Origin of the sequence: Streptomyces sp. NPDC048290 (assembly GCF_040652095.1) — a bacterium.
Taxonomy (GTDB): Bacteria; Actinomycetota; Actinomycetes; order Streptomycetales; family Streptomycetaceae; genus Streptomyces.
The window spans coordinates 16,850-38,394 of the sequence record NZ_JBEZLM010000040.1; the positions used below are offsets into that span (position 1 = coordinate 16,850).

Genomic DNA, 21,545 nt, shown 5'->3' on the forward strand with positions numbered 1-21,545 from the left:
CCTGTGCGCAAAGGAGATGGTGCGTTGTCGGCCTGGGAGAAGTCGAGCAGCGCGCGGGTGGTCCCACCCGCGCGACCCCGCAAGCTCGCGAAGGTCCCGTTCGTGGAACTGGCCGACGGACGGCTCCAGGGCGTGGTGTCCAGCGGCTCCGACATCGGGCGGGTCTATGTCTCGTCCGTCGAGGCGGGGACGTACGCGTTCGCGTGCAGCACCAACAACAACCGGCCGTGCGGCGGCGCCCGGGGCACGTTCTGCAAGCACATCACCGCCCTGCTGGACGAGTCGGTGCTCCAGTACGGGTTCGACCGTGTCGCCCGCTCGCTGCGCGTCGACCCGGTGAAGGGCACCGACCCGAGCGAACTCGACGCCGCGCACCTCGGCTACGTCATGACCCGCACCCGTCCCGCGCAGGCGGACGCAGGTGCCGCGGCGGCGGTCTTCAGCCGGTTCCTGAGGCATCTGGCCTATCTCGAACTCGCCCCGGCGACCGTGCCGCTGCCGGAGTTGCAGTGGTTCCCGCCGACGCGCCGGACGGGACTTGAGGGGACCGCCGAATCGGACGGCTCGGATGACTCCGGTGATTCCGGCTCCGGTGGTGCCGGTGGTTCCGGCGGCGGGATGCCGGGCGCCGCCGCGGGCGGGCCGGGCGGCGATCCCGTCGACGGGCTCGACGAGGCGCTCACCGCCGTCGACGCCTTCGACCGTGCCCTGTGCGGCGGGCTGCTGCGGCCCCGGCCCGAGGAGGCCGACGCCCTCGCCGACTTCGCCCGCTCCCTCGCCGGGACCCCGCTGGCCGAGCGGGTCGGCGAGGCGGCCGACAAGGCGGCGGCCGGTGCCGCGAGCGAGGAGCATCTCGTCGTCCTCGCCGCCGCCCGCACCGCCCTGCTCGGCTCCGTCCACGACGCGCTCCTGATCCGCGCCGACGCCTTCGCCGGACGCCCCCGCGCCGCCGACACCGACGCCCTGCCCGGCCCCACGGCGGGAGAGACCGCCAATGTGCTCGCCGCCGCCCGCTCCTGGCTCGGCGACCTGGCGCGCACCGGATGGCAGGGCATCGACCACGAACTGATCTCCGCAGCCGCCCCGGTCGTCACCGCGCTGCTCCCGGACCCGGCGCTGCGCAGGCCGGCCACCCTCCTGGACGGCTTCGCCGCCGAACTCGCCGCGTCCTGCCCCGGCGCCACCCTGGAGCGGATCCCGGTCCGCCGCTGGGCCGACCTGTGGTCCCGCGCGACCCTGCTGACCCTGCCCGGCGCCGCGACCCCGGCCGCCACCGGCACGGTCACCGGCAGACTCCTCCCGCTCGGCGTCGATGTGCACGAACACGCCACCGCCGCCCAGGCCCAGGTGCACGCCGTCCTCGAACCCGCCGACGGCTCGTCCCCCCGGCTGGTGCGCGCCGCGATCTCGGTGCCCAAGCCGGACACGGTCCTCGGCGCGGGCGTCTGGCAGTTGATGCGCCCCCACATGTCCCTGCTGGCCGCCGTGAGCGAGGGCCGCTCCATGGAGCTGACCGGTATGCCGGTCACCGCCGAGGGCGACCTCCTGTGGAGCGACGAGCACGCCCGCGGGGGAGCACCGGCCGACGCCTTCGCCACCGCGCGGGTCGCGCTGCCGACCGCCACCGCGGCGCCCACGGCCCCCCTGGACCGCCACCCGGCCCGGATCGCCGTCCCGGTCTTCCTGGAGGGCTACGCGGTCCAGGGCGGCGGCGACACCGAGGAGCTGACGTTCACCGTCGCGGGCACACCGCTCGCCGTGGACACCGACCGGGTCCCGGTGGCCGGTCCGCTCACCCCGGAGGCCGTCGCCGCCTCCGGCGCCTGCATCGGACTGCTGCGGTGGGACGCCGGGGCGTTCCGGCTCCAGCCGCTCGCCGTGGAGGCGACCGTGCGCAAGAAGAGCGTGGCGGTGCACGCCGGGGGCTGGGCGGGCGGCACCAAGGACCGGGTCGGGGTGAAGGCGGAGAAGGCGGCGACCGACGCCGTGGCGGCCCTGCGCGAGCGGGCGGGAAGGCTGTTGCGGAAATGACCGACACACCTGACATGGCTGAGGTGGCCGCAGCGCCCGGGGCCGGGGCGAGCATCGAGGACAACCGGCGGCAGGTCCTGTACTGGCGGCTGCTGGCCCGGCTCTTCGACCACGACGAACAGGCCACGCTGGAGTCCGCGAGCCTCGCCGTCGTCGAGGACATCGGACTGCCGCCCGCGCTGCTGGACCCGCAGATCTCCGTGGACTCGATCGTGCAGCGCCATCCCGATCTGGCCGGGGAGTTCGACGGGCTGATGGTGCCCGAGCCGGACGGGGCCGACGGGAAGGGGGACGGTCGGGACCGGGCCGCCGAGGTGCGCCGCGCCGCACTGGTCTCCAAGGTGCTGCTCAATGTCTTCGCCACCGGCAGCGGCACCGTCACCGCGGAGCAGCTCTCCCGCTGGCAGTCCGACGCGGGCTGGCTGGAGCGCGCCCTCGGCTGCGAGGTCGGCGGACTGCGCGGCGGCAACGGCCGCTCCGGACCAGGCGCGGCCGGCACCGGAGCGAGCCCGACCGGCGGAGGCGGCCGGTACACCATCCCCGACCTGAGCAATCTGCTGCCGGCCATCGGCCCCGAACTGGGCGCCCTGGAAGGCGATCTGGTCAAGCGGATGCATCTGCGCGAGGTCCTCGCCGATCCGCGGCTGGCCGCCCGGCTCACCCCCAGCATGTCCCTCATCGAGCAACTGCTGCGGGACAAGAACAACCTCTCCGGCGTCGCCCTCGCCAACGCCAAGGCGCTGATCCGGCGCTTCGTCGACGAGGTCGCCGACGTGCTGCGCACTCAGGTGGAGAAGGCCACCGTCGGCACCCTCGACCGGTCGATCCCCCCGAAGCGCGTCTACCGCAACCTGGACCTGGACCGCACGATCTGGAAGAACCTCACCAACTGGGACCCGGAGGAGGAGCGGCTGTACGTCGACCGCCTCTACTACCGGCACACCACCCGCAAGACCACACCGCAGCGGCTGATCGTGGTGGTCGACCAGTCGGGCTCCATGGTCGACTCCATGGTGAACTGCACGATCCTGGCGTCCATCTTCGCCGGACTCCCCAAGGTCGACGTCCACCTCCTCGCCTACGACACCCAGGCACTCGACCTCACCCCCTGGGTGCAGGACCCCTTCGAGACCCTGCTGCGCACCCAGCTCGGCGGCGGCACCGACGGCACGGTCGCGATGGCGCTGGCCCAGCCGAAGATCGCCGAGCCGCGCAACACGGTCGTGGTGTGGATCTCCGACTTCTACGAGTGGCGGAGCGAGGAACTGTTCCAGTCGATGGCGGCGATCCATCGCTCGGGCGTGAAGTTCATCCCGGTGGGATCGGTGACCAGCTCGGGGCGGGGGAGTGTGAACCCCTGGTTCCGGGACCGGTTCAAGGATCTGGGGACGCCGGTGATATCCGGGCACATCCGCAAGCTCGTCCATGAGCTGAAGAACTTCCTGACGTGACGTGACGTGACGTGACGTGACCTGGCCCTGACCTGGCCTGAGCGGGCCTGAGCGGGCCCGTACTGCCCGCCTTGATCCGGCCGGAGCTTCCTGACCCGAGCGGGCTGGGCGCTCCTCGGTGTCTCTCCGACTTCTCAACGCTTCCCGTATGCATAGAAAGGCATGACATGTCCGACCTGTTGCGCGCCCCCGCCGAGCTGAAGTACGCCGAGGAGCTGGACTGGCTGGAGTCCGTCGACGACGGCCCCAAGCCGTTCTCCTGGCGGCTGTCGCCGAAGATGGTCCGGCTGTTCATCCTCGGCTCCGAGCGTGCCGACGGTCTCGACCGTGAGATCTCCCAGAAGTGGTTCGGCGACCGCAGCTTCGTCGAGCGCTCCATCGTCACCCTGGCCTCCGACCGGGGACTGCTGCTCATCGGCGACCCCGGCACCGGCAAGAGCTGGCTGGCGGAGCTGCTGTCCGCCGCGATCTCCCGCAACTCCACCCTGGTGGTGCAGGGCACGGCGGGCACCACCGAGGACCACATCAAGTACTCCTGGAACGTGTCCATGGTCATCGCCAAGGGCCAGTCACGGCAGTCGATGATCCCCTCGCCCATCATGACCGCGATGGAGAGCGGCGCCATCGGCCGTTTCGAGGAGCTGACCCGCTCCACCAGCGATGTCCAGGACGCGCTGATCTCGATCCTCTCCGAGAAGTACATCTCCGTACCCGAACTCGGCGGCACCGCGGGTGACTCCGGGGATGGCGGCGAGGGCGCCGACAACATCGTCTTCGCCAAGCCCGGCTTCTCCATCATCGCCACCGCCAACAGCCGCGACCGGGGCGTCAACGACCTGTCGTCCGCGCTCAAGCGCCGCTTCAACTTCGTCCGTATCCCCGTCGTCACCAACAAGAAGGCGGAGGCGGAGATCGTCCGCTTCCGCACCGAGGAACTGCTGCGCCGCCACCACATAGCGCTGGACGTGCCGCCGACCCTGCTGGACGTGCTGCTCCAGAGCTTCGCCGATCTGCGGGCCTCCGCCGCCGCGGCGGGCAGCGACGACGAGAAGCTGGAGTCCGCGCTGTCCACCGCCGAGCAGATCGGCGTCCTGGAGGACGCCATCCTGCACAGCAACTTCTTCGGCGAGCGCGCCCTGACCGCGCACACCCTGGCCTCCTCCCTCGTCGGCTCGCTGGCCCGCCGCGCACCGGAGGACCTCGCCATCCTCAACAAGTATCTGCACGGGGTCGTCGAGCCGCGCAGCAAGGACGAGGGCGGCTCCTGGCCGGAGTTCCTCGAAGGCGGACGCGACGCCATCGCGACCCTGTCGTGAGCGCCCCCACCCCCGTGCCCGCCCGTCAGCAGGGCGACGGCGGCCCCTTCACCGCCCTGCGCGGCCAGCTCCAGGACGCCGCCACCGCCTTCGCCGACGGCCCCGGCGCGCTGGAGGGCATCCTCCTCGGCATCGTCGACGACGTCGACCGCGCTGTCCGGGAACCGCTGGAGATCTTCCCGGTCTGCCACCACTCGCCCGCCTCCGCCGTCGCCATGGCCCGCAGACTGCGCGAGAAGCAGCCCAAGGTGGTCTATCTGGAGCTGTGCGAGGACATGGCCCCGCTCCTGACCGAACTGCGCAACTGCAAGCTCCCGGTCGCCGTCCAGGCGTTCGCCAGTGACGTCGACGGGTTCCCCGCCGACTGGTCGCCGCTGTCGGTGGTCGCCCCGATCACCGAGGCGTCCGCCGAGTACCAGGCCATCGCCTACGCCCTGGACACCCCGGGCGTGGAACTCGTCCTGGTCGACCGGTCCGCGGACCATGTCTTCCAGTGGGACCGCCGCGACGAGACCTCCGAGACCCCCGCCGATCCCGACGCCCCGGAACCGGCGGAGGAGGCCGCGCTGCACGGCGACGCCGTCGGCGTGGAGATCGGCGACCTGCGCCCCCGCTTCGCCGAACTGGAGGAGCACCTGCTGCGGCACGGCCGGGTCCGGCACTGGTCCGAGTGGTGGCACCAGTACGTCGAACTGCCCCTCGGCGACAGCGACCACGACACCTACCGCCAGGTCATGCTGCTCATCGGCAGCCTCTTCCGGCGCCTCGCGCCCGGCGACCCGCACCGCGTCCGGGTCGACGAGGACCGCGAGCGCTATATGTGGACGAGGATGCGCGAGCACCTCGCCGCGACCGGCACCGACCCCGCCGACTGTCTCTATGTCTGCGGCGCCTTCCACGCGGCCAGCCGGGTCGAGGAGTTCGGCGTGCACGGCACGGACCGCTTCGAGATCAGCCCGCGCACCGCCACGACCTGGCAGTACGGACTGATCCCGTCCAGCCACGCGGCCATCGAGGCACAGTTCGGCCTCGCGGGCGGCTCGGTGTCCATCGCCGCGACGGTCTGGACAAAGAACCTCCGCCGTACCCGCGTCACCCCCTTCCGGCTGACCGGCCAGACCGGCACCAGGAAACCCGCCAAGGCCACCCGGCAGCCGCCCCCGGCCCAGCAGACCCCCGCCGCCGACCGGCTCACCGGCTTCCTGCACCGCCCGCCCGTCCTCGACCCGCTCGACGAGGCCGAACTCCTCGGCTGGTCCGTGGACATCGTCCGCGCGGCCCGCCGCAACGGCTACCTCGCCTCCACCGCCGACGCCATCGCCGTCTTCGAGACGTCGATCCTCCTCGCCGGGATGCGCGACCGCGCCCGCCCGACGCCGTACGACTTCCAGGACGCCGCCGTCACCTGCATCGAGAAGGACAGCGTGCCCGGCCGGCGCGATGTGCGCCGGATCGTGGAGATCATGATGGGCGGCGACCGGATCGGCCAGGTCGGCTACGAGTCGCTGCCGCCGCTCGCCCGGGATGTCCACGACCGGCTGGCCCCCCTCGGACTCCCCCTCCAGCAACGCGGCGTCAAACGGGCCCTGCTCGACATCGCCGGGGAGCCCGCGCTGCGGGCCTGCTCCGATGTGCTGTGGATGCTGCGCCATCTGCTGCCGCAGGGCGCGGCCCGCCCCATCATGGGCGAGCGCCGCCTCGGCGACGAACCCATCCAGGAGTCCTGGGACCTCGCCCTCGGCACCCACCAACGCGCCCTGATCGAACTCGGCTACGAGGGCGTCAGCCTCGAACAGGTCCTGGAGCAGCGACTGCGCCGCCGCGCCTACGACCCCCGGGCCACCGCGGCGACCGTCCTGGAGACCGTCGAGGACGCGACCCGACTGCTGCGCAGCCGCCGCCTCGCCGACGAACTCGGCAACCGCGCCCTGGCGGTCCTCGCCACCGAACGCGGCGTCGACGGGGCACCGGAGGTACTGCGCAGGGTCCGCCGGCTGCTGGCGTACTACCGCACCAGCGAACCGGCCCTCCCCGCCTGGATCGAGTCGTTCGTCACCGCGGGCTACGCGCACTACTGCACCCTGCTGCCGACCGCGTTCACCGACGAGGAGGCGGGTGTCCGGCAGGTCGGGGCGATGCTGGGGTTCCTGTTCAGCATGGAGGGCCTCGCCCTGTCGCTGGGCTGCGACCGGACCCAGCTCGAGCTGGCCGTCGCCCAGTCCCACCCCGAGGACCCGCCCAAGACGGCGCTGCTCTGGTCCGCGCGGACCCATGTGGGCACACTCACCCGCGAGGAACTGCGGACCCGGGTCGACGCCCTGCTCGCCAACCCGCTGACCGTGCCGTCCTACCCGCGCTACCTCAGCGGCTTCCTGCACGCCCTGGAGCCGGTCCCGGCGCTGACCGACTTCGTCGTGGAAGCGGTGTCCCACGCCTTCGCCCGGCTGCCCGACCCGGTGCTGCTGCCCTGGCTGCCCACCCTGATCACCACCCTGCGCGCGGACGGCGCCGAGTTCGCCCCCCTGCTGATCAAGGAGGCCGGACGGGTCTTCCCCGGGCGGCTGACGGCCCTGGACAGCTGGGTCCCGCCCTGGCGGACCGACCGCACCCGCACCAGGGCCCGCCGCCCCGCGGCCACGCCCACCGGAGCCGCACTGCTCCCCGCCCACCCGGCAACCTGCGACGCCCTGGCGGCCCTACTGGGCTGCGACACCCCTTGGCCCCTCCCCGAGCCCCCGTCCACCGGGGGCGCGAAGCTCCTCACCCACCATCCGCAGACAACCGGGGCGGTGACGGCGCTACTGGCCGGGAGACCATGACCGCAGGACCGGCGGGGCGCCGAGTGGGCACAACACCCACCTGGCGCCCCGCCGGAACCCGGACCACGAACCCGGGCTCACCCTCAGCCGATCCAGTCCCCAGTGTGCCGATGCCGGTCCAACCCCACCGCCGAGAATTCGTCCTCCCCGGCACCGGCCACCGCACCCAGCCGCCGCAGCGCCTGCGAGACCGGGCTCCCGGGCGCCGGACACGCCTCGCCCTCCCGGATCCGGAGAGGGCCCAGCACCAGCGCGCCCCGGTCCCAGACGGCGGCCGACTGCTCGCCCACGCCGCCGAAGAACTCGGCCTCCGCATAGGCCACCGGCCCGGCGGCGGACCAGTGGGCCAGCATCCGCGCGAACCCTTCCGACAGCCGCCAGAATCCCAGGGCGCCCACCCCGCCGCCGTCCGCGACGGAGTCGAAGAGGGCGTCCGTCATCGGCATCAGCGACAGCCCCTGCCCGATCGACGCCAGCCGCGCCGCGGGCAGCCCCCGTACGGCGTCGCTCAGGACCGCCTCGGAGGCGATCACCGCGTGCAGGGTGTATCCCATGTACCGGCTCCTACGACGTCAGCCCAGATTGCCCAGCCGGGCGTCCCGCCACAGGTCGACCCCGCCGTCCGTCGCGTATGTGTCGATCTCGGCGAGTTCCTCGGCGCTGAAGTCCAGGTTCTCCAGCGCGGCCACGTTCTGTTCCAGCTGCTCCACCCGGGACGCGCCGATGACCAGCGAGGTCACCCGCTTGTCCCGCAGCGCCCAGGCCAGCGCCAGCTGCGCCAGGGTCTGTCCGCGCCGCGCCGCGAGGTCGTTCAGCGCCCGCAGCCGGCCGAGCATGTCCTCGGTCAGCCAGTCGGCGTCGAAGGACTTGTCCTGGGCGGCCCGGGAGTCACCGGGCACCCCGTTCAGATAGCGGCCGGTCAGCAGGCCCTGGGCCAGCGCGGTGAAGCCGATGATCCCGAAGCCCTCCTCCTGCGCCACATCGAGCAGACCGTCGTGCTCGATCCAGCGGTTCAGCATGTTGTACGACGGCTGGTGGATCAGCAGCGGCGTCCCCAGGTCGCGCAGGATCGCCACGGCCTCACGGGTGCGCTCGGCGTCGTAGGAGGAGATGCCGACGTAGAGCGCCTTGCCCTGGCGGACGGCCGTGTCGAGCGCGCCCATCGTCTCCTCCAGCGGCGTGGTCGCGTCCAGCCGGTGGGAGTAGAAGATGTCGACATAGTCCAGGCCCATCCGGCTCAGCGACTGGTCGAGCGAGGCGAGCACATACTTCCGGGAGCCGCCGCCCTGACCGTAGGGACCGGGCCACATGTCCCAGCCGGCCTTGGTGGAGACGACCAGCTCGTCCCGGTAGGGCTTGAGGTCCTCCCGCATCAGCCGCCCGAAGTTGATCTCGGCGGAGCCGTAGGGCGGGCCGTAGTTGTTCGCCAGGTCGTGATGGGTGATCCCGAGGTCGAAGGCGCGCAGCGCGATCTCGCGCTGGGTCTCGAAGGGCTTGTCGTCTCCGAAGTTGTGCCAGTAGCCCAGCGACAGCAGGGGGAGATCGAGACCGGAGCGGCCGGTGCGGCGGTAGCGCATGGTGCCGTCGTAGCGCTCGGGGTCGGCGACATGGTTCATCGGACAGTCTCCGGGGGTGGTGCCGTGCGGGAGTCCCAGCGGGATCGAGGGGACTGACCCACAGTGCATGCGAGTGATCGTGAAGTCCAACTGTTCCCGGTCATCGTATTCAGCGACCCGGCTTCTGAATCGGCCGCCCCCGCTGACACCGTCACCGCTGCCGCCTCACCCCTTCCGGCGCCCGGCGGACGTCATCCGCCCCCACACCGCCCGGCGCGGCACAGCCACCGCCGTCCACCCGGCACCCGGCCACCCCTGCTCCACCTGGCCGAGCAGCCGACGCAGGGCCACACTGCCGTACGGCTCGGGCAGCCCGGCGTCCAGCCCCGCCAGCGCGCGGCGGCCACGGCGCCAGGCGCGGGAGGTCCGGCCCAGCCGGTGATCCACCAGCGCCCGCGTGGAGCGGGCCACCAGCGTCGCCCACGCGTCGTCCCGGACACCGGGCGTCGCCAGGGCCCGGCGGGCACTGCGCAGCGCCGCCCGCGGATCGAGATCGGCAAGCACCAAGGCGGCCATGGCCCGGCTCAGCGCGGGCGACGGACCGCCCGGCGCATACGGCGGAACGAGGTCCGCGGCGGCCCCGAACTGCTCGACGGCACCACGGGCGTCCCCCGCGCGCAGCGCCATCACCCCCTGCACATGCGCGATCCGGCCGACCAGCGCGTCGTCACCCGCCTCGACGGCGGCGGGCCAGGCCCGTCCCAGCAGGGCGCGCGCGGTCCGCGGATCGTCCGGCGCGCACAGCCACGCGGCCAGCACCTGCGCCCGGAGCGCGTACGGCCCCGCCGCCGCGCACAGCGGCAGCAGCCGCAGCGCGTACGCCCGCCCCTCCTCGGCCCGCCCGTACACCACCCACCAGAACCACAGATGGACGACGGTCTCCAGCGCGGCCTCCGCGTGGGCGGGCTGGGCGAAGGCATGCCGGATCATCGCCCGGACGTCCGCCTCCTCGTCCAGCACGACCCGGGCCGCGCCGCTCTGGTCGCCGGAGTTCCACAGGTCGGCGGCGACCGCGGCCACATGGCGGCAGTGCGCCATCCGCCGCTCGGCGGCCACCGCGAACTCGCCCTGGGAACGCAGCCGTTCCCTGCCGAACTCCCGGGCCGCCCGGCCCATGCGATAGCGCGGACCGCGCACCCCGCCCGGCGGCTCCACCGGCTCCAGCACCCCCAGCGCCGACAACTGCGCCAGACACCCCGGCACCCGCACCGGCGCGACCCCGCCGCCCGCGCACAGGAACACCGCCGCGTCCTCGCTGAACGCGCCCGCGAACACACTGGCCCGCGCCCACACCGTCCGCTCCGCCCGCGCGCACAGCGTGTACCCGGCACCGATCGACTCCCGCAGCGAACGTTTCCCCGGCCGCCCGGGATCGGGCCCGTCCAGCCAGCACTGCCCCCGGGCCAGCAGGTCGGCCAGCGCGCCCGGGGGATGGCGGGCGGTCTGGTGGGCGGCGAGTTCGACGGCCAGCGGATTGCCGTCCAGCACCGCGCAGATCGTCGCGGCGTCGCGCAGTTCGGCGTCGGAGGTGAAGGTGTGCGCGCCATGGGCCCGCGCCTGCCGGACGAAGAGAGCGACGGCGGGGCCACCGCCGGGCAGACCGTCGGGGGAGTCGACGGCGAGCGGCCCGACCCGCAGCACCCGCTCGTCCCCGAGCCCCAGCGGGCGCCGCGAGGTGACGAGGACCCGCAGCGCCGGAACGGCCATCAGCAGCCGCTGCACCAGCCCGACACACTCCCCGTGGACGGGATCGACTCCGTCGAGGAGCAGGAGGGTGGGGGAGGGGGAGGGGGAGGCCGGGGAGGGGGAGGAGGGGGCGGCGCTGATGGTGGCGGTGGTGGTGGCTCCGGCCGTGGTGTTCCCGGCGCCGATCTCGCCGTCGGCCAGGCCCAGCCGGTCCAGCACGGCGGCGGTGAGGGCGCCCGGCGGCACCGGGAGCGGTCCGTCGCCGACGCCGTACGGAGCCGGAGCCGGAGTCCGGTCCGCGGCGGGCTCGCCGCCGCTCCGCCGCGCCCCGCCACCCCACGTCCCGCCCGCGCCCCAGCTCAGCCGGACCACCCGCCGCCAAGGCGCGCCGCGCATGTCCGCCACACCAACCGCCGCCAGCGCGCTCTTGCCGACCCCGGCGGCGCCCGCCACGGTCACCAGCCGGTGCCGGGCCAGGAGCCGGTGCAACTCGGCGCTCTCCCGCGCCCGCCCGATCAGCGCGTCCGGCCCTGGTCCGGGTGCCAGCGCGTCCGGCCCCGGTCCGACAGCCGTCGCGTCCGACCCCGACCCCGCGCCCCCGGACCCAGCCGCACCCGACCCCGCGCCCCCGGACCCAGCCGCACCGGGCCCGGCGCCCCCGGACCCCGGCGACCCCTCCGCGCCCGTGCCCGTCCGGTCCCGGAAGGGCACCCCTCCCGCGCCGCTGCCCCTTACGCCGTCACCGCTCGCCCACACCTGAAACGCTCCCCGCTGTGCCGTCACTCGCTCGCGCCCCGACCGTGCGCGACGGCTCAAGGGACTGCCTCCTGGGCGGGCCGTTCCTGTGCAGAACCGTCACTGCGGCAAGGTCACGGCTACCCAACGGGGCAGGGGCGCACGGAGTGGCGCGGGCGCGCGCCGGATCACACGAGCCGACGAACGATAGAACGCGCGCCCGGACGCACGTCCGGACACACCACCGGGCGTACGGCCGGACGCATCACTGGCCGTACGCCCGGACGCCCCCCGGGACGGACGACCGGACCCCCGACCGACCCCGCCCCGGCCAAGACCCCTTCCCCGCAACGCCGTTGAAGGGCAAGCACACCGCCGTTGAAGCACCCGCGAACCCTTCCCCCGAACCGCCGCTCACCCCCTCCCACCCCCCGCCCCGGCTGCTAGCGTGCGCACGGATACAGGGGGGGACACGGCCATGACGGCGACGACCACGTTCCAGATCGGCGGAGACCTACGCGTACGACGGCTCGGCTTCGGGGCGATGCATCTGCCCGCCGCACCCGAGCCGGACCGGGCGAACGCCCTCGCCGTGGCCCGGCGCGCCGTCGAACTGGGCGTCACGCTCATCGACACCGCGTATCTCTACGGCTGGGGCGCCAACGAGGAACTCCTCGCCGAGGCGCTCCACCCCTACCCCGCCGACCTCCTGCTGACCACCAAGGTCGGAGTGGCCCGCCCCAAGGGCGAAGGCGTCCTGGACGGCCGCCCCGAGACACTCCGCGCCCAGGTCGACGCGGCACTCGGCAGACTCCGCACCGAACGGATCGAGCTGCTCCAGCTCCACCGTGTCGACCCCGAGATACCGCTCGCCGACCAGGTCGGCGCCCTGCGGGAGCTGCGCACCGCCGGGAAGATCGCCCGTATCGGCCTCTCCGAGGTCACCGTCGCGCAACTCGCCGAGGCGCGCACGATCACGGACATCGCGAGCGTCCAGAACCGGTACAACCTGCTCGACCGGGAGCACGAACCCGTCCTCGCGGCGTGTGAGAAGGCCAGGATCGCGTTCCTGCCGTGGCGCCCCGTGGCCTGGGGCGCGGCGGGCGTGCGGGCCGAGATCGCGGCCGTGGCGGCGGACGCGGACGCCACCCCCACCCAGGTCGCCCTGGCCTGGCTGCTCGGCCACTCCCCGGTGATCTGCCCGATCCCGGGCACCGCGAGCCTGGACCACCTGGCCGAGAACATGGCGGCCGACGCCCTCCGTCTGACCCCCGACCAGCGCGACCGCCTGGACTGGCTGCGCGAGGAGGACTGAGCGGAGGGGCGCAGCGCGAGCGGGGGTCGAGAACTGGGCGGGGTCGGCGCAGCGCGAGCGGGGGCGGAGCACTGGGCGGGTCGGCGGACTGACCGAGGCCGGAGGACTGACCGGGGCCCGTAGGAGGCACCGGGACGCACCCCGCCCCACCTACGTCACCCCCAACCCCACCTCACCCCCCACCCCACCCCCGCGCGTCAGCCGATCGGCTCAGGAAGCCGCCGCACCACATACGCCAGCTCGATCACCTCACCCGTCCCCGGATCCCCCAGCTCCACCCGCCATCCCTCGGCGAACTGGTCCACCCCGTGGGCCATCGGGATCGTGCCGGAGATCAGCACCGTCCCCGGCACCAGCGCGTCCCGTCCGCGCAGGACGTCGACCCAGTACGCGGGGGTGAGCAGCTCGGCCAGGGTGCCGTCCTGGATCAGGGTCTCCCGCCCGCCGTGACCGACCCAGGCGCGCAGGGTCAGCGCGTCGATCCGCCCGGCCACGTCGGACAGGCGCCAGGCGCGCCGGGCGAGGACGTCGGGCCCGGCGTTCTTGCTCCACGCCACCCCGTGCACCTCCAGCTCGCGGTCGGTGTGGTCGCACGCGGCGGTCAGCAGCAGCTCCCCGTCGTCCGCGACGACCAGCGCCCACTCGGCCTCACCGGAGGTCCGCCCGTGCTGGACGGAGACGGTCCCGGTCTGCTGGGCGAGGTAGGGGGAGATCGGGTAGAGCGCCGGGGTCACCGAGGGCGCGGGCACCCCCAGCTCGGCCAGTTCGGCGACATGCGCGGCGACATCGTCCTGACTGCGCCCCGCGTACCCGGCGTTGAGCACCTGGGTGACGGTGACCTGGTGGGTCGTTCCGTCGGGCAGTTCGAAGGTCAGCACGGTCATGGAGGTACTCCCAGAGTTCGGGTCGGGCATCCGCCCAAGGGGGCGGGCCGGGTTTCCGTCAGGTCTCCCGGCGGTCAATTTCCTGCGCGGGGGGTTGCGCATACGACCTGTATACAAGAAGTATGCCCAGAGGTCGATGTCCCCTCGACGCAAGGATGAGAAACATGCACGACTCCCCGCAGGTCGCCGAAGCCGCCGCCGCCCGGCGCTCGGGCGCCCGCCGGGCCTTCGCCGCCAGCCTCACCGGCACGGCCCTGGAGTGGTACGACTTCGCCGTCTACTCGGCCGCCGCCGCCCTGGTCTTCGGCGATCTGTTCTTCCCGTCGGAGGACCCGCTCACCGGCACCCTGCTCGCGTTCTCGACCTACGCGGTCGGCTATGTCTCGCGCCCGCTGGGCGGCTTCGTCTTCGGCCGCCTCGGCGATGTCATCGGCCGCAAGAAGGTACTGATCGCCACCCTCGTCCTGATCGGCGCGGCCACCTTCCTCATCGGTGTCCTCCCCAGCTACGACACGATGGGCGTGGCCGCCCCCGCGATCCTGGTCCTGCTGCGCTTCGCCCAGGGCGTCGGCGTCGGCGGCGAGTGGGGCGGCGCGGTCCTGCTCTCCAGCGAGTTCGGCGATCCCAAGCGGCGCGGCTTCTACGCCTCCGCCGCCCAGGTCGGCCCGCCCGCCGGAAACCTGATGGCCAACGGTGTGCTCGCCGCCCTCGGAGTGGCCCTCACCGAGGAGCAGTTCGAGTCCTGGGGCTGGCGGGTGGCGTTCCTGCTCTCCGGCGCCCTGGTCGGCTTCGGCCTGTGGATTCGCGCCAAGCTGGAGGAGACCCCGGTCTTCAAGGCGATGGAGGCGGAGCAGACCCGCCCCGAGACCCCGATCCGGGAGGTCTTCACCACCCAGCCGCGCGCCCTGACCGCCGCCATCCTCTGCCGGGTCGCCCCGGACGTGCTGTACGCCATGTTCACGGTGTTCGTCCTGACCTACGCCACCGAGGAACTCGACATGTCCCGGGGCTCCGCCCTCACCGCGGTCCTCGTCGGCTCCTCCCTCCAGGTCTTCCTGATCCCGCTCGCGGGCGCGGTCTCCGACCGGGTCGACCGCCGTGTCCTGTACGGCGTCAGCGCGGTCGCCGCCGGTATCTGGCCGTTCGTCTTCTTCCCGATGGCGGACGCGGGCTGGTTCGCCCTGGCCGCGGGCGTGGTGGTCGGCCTCGCCATCCACTCCTTCCTCTACGGCCCCCAGGCGGCCTTCATCGCCGAACAGTTCTCGCCCCGGCTGCGCTACACCGGCTCCTCCCTCGCCTACACCCTGGCCGGGATCATCGGCGGCGCGGTCGCCCCGCTCCTGTTCACCGCGCTGCTCAGCGCGTACGACAGCTGGCTGCCGCTGGCGCTCTACATCGCGCTGACGGTCGTCGTCACCCTGGTCGGCGTCCTCCTGGGCCGGGACGCGTCCCACGCGATCGAGGAGGACGCCCAACTCGCCGTCACCGCACCACGACCGGACGACGCACCGGCGAAATCCCTCTGAGACCCTGAGACCACCGTCCGTCGCACCGACCGACCGACCGCGAAGGAGCCGCCGCCGTGCGCATCGCCCTGAGCCAGCTGACCACCGGACCGGACCCGGCGAAGAACCTCGCGCTCATCGAGGACTGGACCCGCCGCGCCGCCGACGCCGGGGCCCGGGTGGTGGTCTTCCCGGAGGCGTCGATGGCCTGCTTCGGCACCCCGCTCGCCCCCCTCGCCGAACCCCTCGACGGCCCATGGGCGGACGGCGTCCGCGCCATCGCCGCCGAGACGGGCACGGTCGTCGTCGCCGGGATGTTCACCCCGGCGGACGAGGGCCGGGTCACCAACACCCTGCTCGCGACCGGCCCGGCGGTGGAGACGTCGTACGACAAGATCCATCTCTACGACGCCTTCGGCTACCGGGAGTCGGAGAGTGTCGCCGCCGGTGACCGGGTGGTGACGGTGGAGGTGGAGGGCGTCCGGCTCGGCCTGGCCACCTGCTACGACGTCCGCTTCCCGGAACTGTTCCGGGCGCACGCCGACGCGGGCGCGACGGCGACCCTGCTGGCCGCGTCCTGGGGCGCGGGCCCCGGCAAACTCGACCAGTGGGAACTGCTGCTGCGGGCCCGCGCGCTGGACGCCACGCTGTGGGTCGCCGCGGTGGACCAGGCCGACCCCGGCACCGCCCCCGGCACGGCCCCCACGGGCATCGGCCACAGCCGGGTGGTGGGCCCCGACGGCACGATCCGGGCGGCCCTGTCCGAGGCGCCGGACCTGCTGGTCACGGACCTGGACACGGAGGAGGTCACCCAGACCCGCCGCCGCGTCTCGGTCCTGTCCAACCGCCGCAAGGATCTGTGGACCTGAGCCGTGGGGGCGGGCCGGGGGCCGGGACAGCCCGCCGGGAACACCTTGAGTGTGGACGCCAGATGCTCGGCGGGGCGGGTCAGCCCGCCAGCAACACCTTCAGCGTGGACGCCAGATGCGCGTCGATCGCCGCGCAGGCCCCCTCCGCGTCCCCCGCGGCGATCGCCTCAAGAATGGCCAGGTGCTCCACGAGGACGGCCTCCTGACGCCCCTGCTGGGCGAAGAGCGCGGTCACCCCGGTCCGCACCTGCCGGCTGCGCAACCCGTCGTAGTGCCGCTCCAGCAGCCCGTTGCCGACGGCGGCCACCATCGAGGCGTGGAAGAGATGGTCGACGGCGATGAACTCCCGGGCCTGCTCCGGGCCCATGAGTCCGCGCTGCCGGTCGAGGAGTGCGCGCAGCTCGGCCACCGGCGCCCGCCGTTCGGCGATCACCTGCCGGGCCGCGTACCGCTCCACGATCCCGCGCAGCTCCATCAGCTCGCCGATCTCACGCCCGGTCAGCGGCGCGACCCGGGCGCCCCGCTTCGGCACCAGCTCGACCAGTTCCTCGGCGGCCAGCATCAGCAGCGCCTCACGGATCGGCGTACGGGACACGCCGATGCGGTCGGCGATCTCCTGCTCCGACAGGAACACGCCCTGCATCTCCGGGTCCGTGAGCACGGTCTCCTTGAGATACGTGTATGCCTTCTGCCGCCCGGACACCGACACCACCGCTACCCCCATGAGGTCGCCCACCGTCGCATACATCTTGTATACGGAAGCTACCACGGGGTCGCCGGAGCGGCGCCGCCACGGCCGGGACCAGTCGGGCAGCACGTCGTGGGCGGACTTGGTTCTCCAGGTCGGGGTAGTGGGCGCTGTCCCGGACGATCACCCGGTACCGGCCGGAGAAGGCGTCGACATACGAGAGCCGGGAGGAACGGGACCGATCACTGCGCTCCACCATGACGACAGGGCAGGCACCGACACCACAACATGGCAACTGAGTTGTCATGCCCGAGCCGCCCTCCCCCCTCCCGTGTGATGAGATGACGTAGTGCGCACGCCCACCGAGGACACCAACCGCCGGATGCTGCGGGCCCGGGACGCCATGGACCGCCGCTACGCCGAGCCCCTGGACGTGCCGGCGCTGGCCCGGATCGCCCATGTGTCACCGGCCCACTTCAGCCGTACCTTCCGTGCCGTGTTCGGTGAGACCCCGCACCGCTACCTTCAGCGCCGCAGGATCGAACGCGCGATGTCCCTGCTCCGCGAGAGCGACCTCACCGCGACGGACATCTCCCTCCGGGTCGGCTTCTCCAGTTTCGGCACCTTCAGCCGCACGTTCCGGGAGATCGTGGGCCGCTCCCCGAGCGAGTACCGCAAGCAGGCGACCGCCCATCCCGTCCCGACCTGCTTCACCAAGGCGTGGACCCGCCCGAACCGAGCAGTTTCGGATAAGCCGCCACCACCGTCCGCCGATTAGCGTGAAGCCATGTTCACAGCGATCACCCACTCCCAGATCTACGTCCTCGACCAGAACGAGGCGCTCGACTTCTACGTCGGCAAGCTCGGCCTCGAGGTGCACAGCGATGTCGACTTCGGCGCCATACGCTGGCTCACCGTCAACGTCCCCGGCCACCCCGACCGGCAGATCCTGCTGGAGGCCCCTGGCGGCCCCGCGATGTCCGGGGAGACCGCCCGCGAGGTCCGCGAACTGCTCACCAAGGGGGCGACGGGCGGCTCACTCATCTTCAGCACGGACGACTGCCAGGCGACCTACGAGTCACTACGAGCGCGCGGCGTCGAATTCACGGAGGAACCGACCAAGCGCCCGTACGGCATCGACGCGGCCCTGCGCGACCCGTTCGGCAACAGCATCAGGTTCACCCAGCTGAAGGAGTGACGGGCGGAGCAGTGAGGTCGGGGAGGCCGTAGCTGGTCGGGATCGTCGTGGCGCTGCCTGCCTGGTCGACGCGCGGACAGCCGCCCCGACCGGGGAGGGGCGGCGACGAGCTACACACGGAGGTCGGCGGCTGCGGAGGTCCCCCGCACGGCCTCCATGACCAGCATGGGTCCGGTGTCATCACTCACACGACGTCCGGGTCATCGTCGTCCGCCTTGGGAACCACCGGCGCGTGCAGGTAGGTCTCGGGCTCGATCCGGCCGCCCGTCGATGTCTCATGGTGTTCGAAGAGTGTGCCGAAGGCATGGCCGAAGTACAGGGTCTCCAGCCGGGGCCAGGTCCGGCGGGACAGCGCGAGCGCGGCGTGTTCCGCGGAGCGGTGGTAGTCGGTGAGGCGCAGCTCCAGCTTGCCGAGCCGGTGCGCGGCCGGGTGGGACAACAGGGCGTCGATCAGCGCGGCCTCCCACTGTTCGGGGTCGGCCGGATCGAGCGCCCCGGCGTGGGGCAGATCCGCCAGCAGCCGTTCCGCCAGTGCCCGACGCCTCGGCCGGGTCTCCTCCGCCAGCGCGAAGGACGCCTCCTCGATGAAGCCACGCCTCCAGGTGAACCGCCAGGAGCCGTCATCGCGCAGCGCGTCGAGTCCGACGTACCGCTCCACCTCCCCGTACGCCGCGGTCAACCCCGCCGCGTCCGCATCGGAGTGCTCCAGCCGGATAGCCGCTCCCCGGGGATCACCGGCCGCGTCCAGCGCGCCCGCGTGGGCGAGCCATGCCTCCCCCTCGTCGTCGGAAGCCGGAAGCGCGGTGTCGAACCCCTGCATGTGACTCTCCGAACTCACTGTGCCCGCCACGGAACGCCGATCCGGATGGCCCCGCCACAGCCGACGCCACCGCGCGGATCGGCAGCGGCACAGTACGCCGAAGTGGTCACCGCCCACGACCCGCTCCCCTCCGCTCCGGCCTCGGCGGTCGTCGCCGTACCGCCGTCGTGAGGCGCCCGCACTTGCCAGTCGGCCCAGGCCGGGCGTAACGTACAACCAAATGGTTGTAGGTGAGTGGACCGAGACCGATGAGGCGGTGGACCGGCTGTTCCACGCGCTCGCCGACCCGACGCGGCGGGACATCCTGCGGCGCTGTGTCGGCGCCGAACTGTCGGTGTCACGCCTGGCCACGGCCTACCCGATGAGCTTCGCCGCGGTGCAGAAGCATGTGGCGGTGCTGGAGCGGGCGGGCCTGGTCAGCAAGCGGCGCAGCGGCCGGGAACAGCGGGTGCGTGCCGAACCCGACGGCGTCCGCCGCGCCCGGCAGGCGCTGGACGACCTGGAGGCGCTGTGGCGCGGACGGGTGCGGCGCATGACCGAGCTGCTGACCGAGGACGAACACCTCGACCGTCAGGACCCAGCCCCACAGGACCCCGGCGCCCAGAACCCCGACCCTCAGGACCCCGGCGCCCAGAACCCCGACCCTCAGGACCCCGGCGCCCAGGCACGCGGCGCCACGGCCCCAGAATCCGCATCCGACCCCCCTCCGACCGAAGGGAACGACCGATGACCGTCAAGAGCTTCGACAAGGACCTGGAGAACCTCACCCTCACCCTGACCGCCGAGTTCCCGGCCCCCGTGGACAAGGTGTGGCAGCTGTGGGCCGACCCGCGCCGACTGGAGCGCTGGTGGGGTCCGCCGTCGTACCCGACGACCTTCGTGGAGTACGACCTCACCCCCGGCGGGGACGCCCGGTACTTCATGACCGGCCCCGAGGGCGACAAGCATCACGGGTACTGGCGGATCAGCACCGTCGAGCCGCCCGCGGGACTGGAGTTCACCGAGGGCTTCACCCATGCGGACGGCACTCCGGACGACGCGATGCCGAGCATGAACGTACGGGTCCGGCTGGTCGCGCGGGAGGGTGGGACGCGGATGGAGATGCGCTCCCAGTTCGACTCCAGGGCGCAGATGGAGCAGATGTTCGCCATGGGCGTGGAGGAGGGCCTCACGACGGCGGTCGGCCAGATGGACGCGCTACTGACCGAGCTGTAAGGGGAAGGGGGCGGCACTCATCGTTCTGGTGCCGCCCCCTCCCCCTCCCGCACCTACCTCACGCCGTATGCAGCGTCAGCCCATACCGCTGGAGGATCTCGTTGACCGGCTGGTACCAGGTCTGCCCGCCGGTGGAGCAGTTGCCCCAGCCGCCCGAGGTGACGCCTTGGGCCTGGTCGCCGCTGATGAACGAACCGCCCGAGTCACCGCCCTCGGCGCAGACACTGGTCTTGGTCATCTGATGGACCGCGCCCTGGGCGTAGTTGACGGTCTCGTTCTTGGCGAGCAGATTGCCGCAGCGCCAGTGCGTGGTGGAGCCGGAGCGGCAGATGGAGGCGCCGACCGGTGCCTCGGCCGAACCGCGCACCAGCCGGTCCGGGATCGTGCCCCAGCCGAGCACGACGGGTACGGTCCACCAGCCGCTGCCCACATTCACCCAGGCGTAGTCGTTGTCCGGGAACGACGAGCCCTGGAAGTTGCCGATGTACGAGCCGTCCCAGCCGCGGACCTGCGCCCCGGCCTGACCGCAGTGCCCCGCGGTCACGAAGCCGCCGTGCACGGAGAAGCCGATGGAACAGCGGACATTGCCGGTGTAGTAGGGGTCCCCGCCGACGGTCCCGGCGGCGAAGGTCTGCGGCGCCGACGCGACGGTCCGCACGGTCACGGGCCCCGCCTCGCGGGCCTCGGCCAGGAACCGCTGGACAGCACCGTCCGCACGGTCCGACCGGACGACGTTCACGACGACCGTGCTGGCGGCCGGGTCGACGTGCCAGCTGCTGACGCCGGAGGGCGCCGTCAGACGGTCGATCCGGGACTTCGCGGTGTCGAGCGCGCGCTCGCTGTGCGCGACGGACTGGACACGGGCGCCGGTGGCTCGGACGGCGGCGGTGGTGGCGGGGGAGGCGTCGGAGGTGAGCGCCACGGTCAGCCGCGCGGTGCCGGCGTCGTACCAGGAACCGCCGTAGGCGGCACCGGCGGCGCGGCGGGCGGCCGGGAGCAGTGCGGTGGCCTCGGCCTCGGTGGCCAGCCGGTCGACCGCCTCGGCTTTCGTCAGTCCGAGGTCGCGCTGCATGGCGGAGAGCAGCCCGGCGTCGGCCGGGGCGTCGGGGGCGGCTTCGGGGGTGGGGGCCGTGGCCGCGGCCGGGGTGATGCCGGAGGCGGTCCAGGTGCCGAGGACGAGGAGGATGGCGAGACCGGCGTGCTTGAGTCCGGTGCGTCTCATGGACGTTGCCCTTCGTCGTTCCAGGTGGTGTGGGGGTGGAACAACCGCGATCCGAGGACTCTGAGAGCGCTCTCACGTGGGGTGTGGTGAGCGTAGCGGCGCGGAGGGGTCAGGTCCATGCCAAGCGGGTGGGAGATTTCGGCGCCGTGTGGATGCGGCTGGGGGGGGGCGAGCT

General features: G+C 72.9%; 17 protein-coding genes and 2 pseudogenes. 12 read left to right on the plus strand and 7 right to left on the minus strand.

Translation table 11 applies throughout. The features are described 5' to 3' along the window. Positions 1 to 24: 24 nt before the first annotated feature. The 5 genes and pseudogenes from AB0D49_RS39520 to AB0D49_RS39540 all read left to right on the plus strand — a co-directional run. A pseudogene (locus AB0D49_RS39520) lies at positions 25 to 528 on the plus strand (hypothetical protein); the annotation flags it as partial. A 90-nt stretch (positions 529 to 618) separates the two neighbouring features. Next, positions 619 to 2,031, plus strand: a complete 1,413-nt coding sequence (locus AB0D49_RS39525) for a hypothetical protein (protein WP_362768390.1) — start codon at positions 619 to 621, stop codon at positions 2,029 to 2,031. Positions 2,032 to 2,045: 14 nt separating this feature from the next. Then, the gene (locus AB0D49_RS39530) at positions 2,046 to 3,482 is read left to right on the plus strand and encodes a VWA domain-containing protein (RefSeq protein ID WP_362768393.1); all 1,437 of its coding nucleotides are present in this window, start codon (positions 2,046 to 2,048) and stop codon (positions 3,480 to 3,482) included. A 167-nt stretch (positions 3,483 to 3,649) separates the two neighbouring features. Then, entirely contained in the window at positions 3,650 to 4,798 is a 1,149-nt protein-coding gene (locus AB0D49_RS39535; RefSeq protein WP_362768317.1) for an AAA family ATPase, read from the plus strand. Continuing rightward, complete coding sequence (locus tag AB0D49_RS39540; protein WP_362768320.1) at positions 4,795 to 7,617, plus strand: hypothetical protein; 2,823 nt, start codon at positions 4,795 to 4,797, stop codon at positions 7,615 to 7,617. The genes AB0D49_RS39535 and AB0D49_RS39540 overlap by 4 nt, the downstream gene beginning before the upstream one ends. Before the next feature lie 83 nt (positions 7,618 to 7,700). Here the strand turns inward: AB0D49_RS39540 and AB0D49_RS39545 are convergent, their stop codons facing one another. The 3 genes from AB0D49_RS39545 to AB0D49_RS39555 form a co-directional block, all read right to left on the minus strand. Next, positions 7,701 to 8,171: a hypothetical protein gene (locus AB0D49_RS39545; RefSeq protein WP_362768323.1), complete on the minus strand. Its 471-nt coding sequence runs from the start codon at positions 8,169 to 8,171 to the stop codon at positions 7,701 to 7,703. Positions 8,172 to 8,189: 18 nt separating this feature from the next. Beyond that, positions 8,190 to 9,233, minus strand: coding sequence for an L-glyceraldehyde 3-phosphate reductase (gene mgrA, locus AB0D49_RS39550; RefSeq protein ID WP_362768395.1), 1,044 nt, complete (start codon positions 9,231 to 9,233; stop codon positions 8,190 to 8,192). 165 nt (positions 9,234 to 9,398) lie between these two features. Beyond that, positions 9,399 to 11,408, minus strand: coding sequence for a hypothetical protein (locus AB0D49_RS39555; protein WP_362768326.1), 2,010 nt, complete (start codon positions 11,406 to 11,408; stop codon positions 9,399 to 9,401). Between the two features lie 724 nt (positions 11,409 to 12,132). Here AB0D49_RS39555 and AB0D49_RS39560 point away from each other — a divergent pair. Then, a complete protein-coding gene (locus AB0D49_RS39560) occupies positions 12,133 to 12,969 on the plus strand; it encodes an aldo/keto reductase (RefSeq protein ID WP_362768329.1) in 837 nt (278 codons plus the stop codon). 197 nt (positions 12,970 to 13,166) lie between these two features. Here the strand turns inward: AB0D49_RS39560 and AB0D49_RS39565 are convergent, their stop codons facing one another. Continuing rightward, entirely contained in the window at positions 13,167 to 13,853 is a 687-nt protein-coding gene (locus AB0D49_RS39565) for a DUF2848 domain-containing protein (RefSeq protein ID WP_362768332.1), read from the minus strand. Positions 13,854 to 14,017: 164 nt separating this feature from the next. Between AB0D49_RS39565 and AB0D49_RS39570 the strand changes: the two genes are divergently transcribed. Continuing rightward, positions 14,018 to 15,379, plus strand: a complete 1,362-nt coding sequence (locus AB0D49_RS39570) for an MFS transporter (protein ID WP_362768335.1) — start codon at positions 14,018 to 14,020, stop codon at positions 15,377 to 15,379. A 56-nt stretch (positions 15,380 to 15,435) separates the two neighbouring features. Then, the gene (locus AB0D49_RS39575; protein ID WP_362768338.1) at positions 15,436 to 16,227 is read left to right on the plus strand and encodes a carbon-nitrogen hydrolase family protein; all 792 of its coding nucleotides are present in this window, start codon (positions 15,436 to 15,438) and stop codon (positions 16,225 to 16,227) included. Between the two features lie 79 nt (positions 16,228 to 16,306). On the opposite strand, the gene AB0D49_RS39580 is transcribed toward AB0D49_RS39575, so the two are convergent. After that, positions 16,307 to 16,975: a GntR family transcriptional regulator gene (locus tag AB0D49_RS39580; RefSeq protein ID WP_362768341.1), complete on the minus strand. Its 669-nt coding sequence runs from the start codon at positions 16,973 to 16,975 to the stop codon at positions 16,307 to 16,309. Positions 16,976 to 17,297: 322 nt separating this feature from the next. Here AB0D49_RS39580 and AB0D49_RS39585 point away from each other — a divergent pair, with 322 nt between their 5' ends. Next, entirely contained in the window at positions 17,298 to 17,693 is a 396-nt protein-coding gene (locus tag AB0D49_RS39585; RefSeq protein WP_362768398.1) for a helix-turn-helix transcriptional regulator, read from the plus strand. A 9-nt stretch (positions 17,694 to 17,702) separates the two neighbouring features. Then, complete coding sequence (locus tag AB0D49_RS39590; protein ID WP_362768343.1) at positions 17,703 to 18,113, plus strand: VOC family protein; 411 nt, start codon at positions 17,703 to 17,705, stop codon at positions 18,111 to 18,113. A 184-nt stretch (positions 18,114 to 18,297) separates the two neighbouring features. Here AB0D49_RS39590 and AB0D49_RS39595 read toward each other — a convergent pair whose 3' ends face one another. Next, positions 18,298 to 18,933 (minus strand): hypothetical protein, encoded by a 636-nt coding sequence (locus AB0D49_RS39595; RefSeq protein ID WP_362768346.1) that lies wholly within the window; start codon positions 18,931 to 18,933, stop codon positions 18,298 to 18,300. A gap of 220 nt (positions 18,934 to 19,153) precedes the next feature. On the opposite strand from AB0D49_RS39595, the pseudogene AB0D49_RS39600 reads away from it, so the two are divergent. Together AB0D49_RS39600 and AB0D49_RS39605 are read left to right on the plus strand one after the other, a co-directional pair. Then, a pseudogene (locus tag AB0D49_RS39600) lies at positions 19,154 to 19,489 on the plus strand (metalloregulator ArsR/SmtB family transcription factor); the annotation flags it as partial. A gap of 170 nt (positions 19,490 to 19,659) precedes the next feature. Next, on the plus strand, positions 19,660 to 20,148 hold the full coding sequence (locus AB0D49_RS39605) for an SRPBCC domain-containing protein (RefSeq protein ID WP_362768349.1): 489 nt from the start codon (positions 19,660 to 19,662) through the stop codon (positions 20,146 to 20,148). Between the two features lie 58 nt (positions 20,149 to 20,206). On the opposite strand, the gene AB0D49_RS39610 is transcribed toward AB0D49_RS39605, so the two are convergent. Next, positions 20,207 to 21,370 carry a S1 family peptidase gene (locus AB0D49_RS39610; RefSeq protein ID WP_362768352.1) on the minus strand — a complete coding sequence of 388 codons (1,164 nt, stop codon included), beginning with the start codon at positions 21,368 to 21,370 and terminating at the stop codon, positions 20,207 to 20,209. Positions 21,371 to 21,545 lie beyond the last annotated feature (175 nt).

Coding starts and splice junctions, on each gene's coding strand:
- mgrA (WP_362768395.1), bottom strand. CDS start 9,233: ATGAACCATGTCGCCGACCCCGAGCGCTACGACGGCACCATGCGCTAC.
- AB0D49_RS39535 (WP_362768317.1), top strand. CDS start 3,650: ATGTCCGACCTGTTGCGCGCCCCCGCCGAGCTGAAGTACGCCGAGGAG.
- AB0D49_RS39530 (WP_362768393.1), top strand. CDS start 2,046: ATGGCTGAGGTGGCCGCAGCGCCCGGGGCCGGGGCGAGCATCGAGGAC.
- AB0D49_RS39525 (WP_362768390.1), top strand. CDS start 619: ATGCCGGGCGCCGCCGCGGGCGGGCCGGGCGGCGATCCCGTCGACGGG.
- AB0D49_RS39605 (WP_362768349.1), top strand. CDS start 19,660: ATGACCGTCAAGAGCTTCGACAAGGACCTGGAGAACCTCACCCTCACC.
- AB0D49_RS39580 (WP_362768341.1), bottom strand. CDS start 16,975: ATGTATGCGACGGTGGGCGACCTCATGGGGGTAGCGGTGGTGTCGGTG.
- AB0D49_RS39560 (WP_362768329.1), top strand. CDS start 12,133: ATGACGGCGACGACCACGTTCCAGATCGGCGGAGACCTACGCGTACGA.
- AB0D49_RS39570 (WP_362768335.1), top strand. CDS start 14,018: ATGCACGACTCCCCGCAGGTCGCCGAAGCCGCCGCCGCCCGGCGCTCG.
- AB0D49_RS39610 (WP_362768352.1), bottom strand. CDS start 21,370: ATGAGACGCACCGGACTCAAGCACGCCGGTCTCGCCATCCTCCTCGTC.
- AB0D49_RS39545 (WP_362768323.1), bottom strand. CDS start 8,171: ATGGGATACACCCTGCACGCGGTGATCGCCTCCGAGGCGGTCCTGAGC.
- AB0D49_RS39595 (WP_362768346.1), bottom strand. CDS start 18,933: ATGCAGGGGTTCGACACCGCGCTTCCGGCTTCCGACGACGAGGGGGAG.
- AB0D49_RS39590 (WP_362768343.1), top strand. CDS start 17,703: ATGTTCACAGCGATCACCCACTCCCAGATCTACGTCCTCGACCAGAAC.
- AB0D49_RS39585 (WP_362768398.1), top strand. CDS start 17,298: ATGCTGCGGGCCCGGGACGCCATGGACCGCCGCTACGCCGAGCCCCTG.
- AB0D49_RS39565 (WP_362768332.1), bottom strand. CDS start 13,853: ATGACCGTGCTGACCTTCGAACTGCCCGACGGAACGACCCACCAGGTC.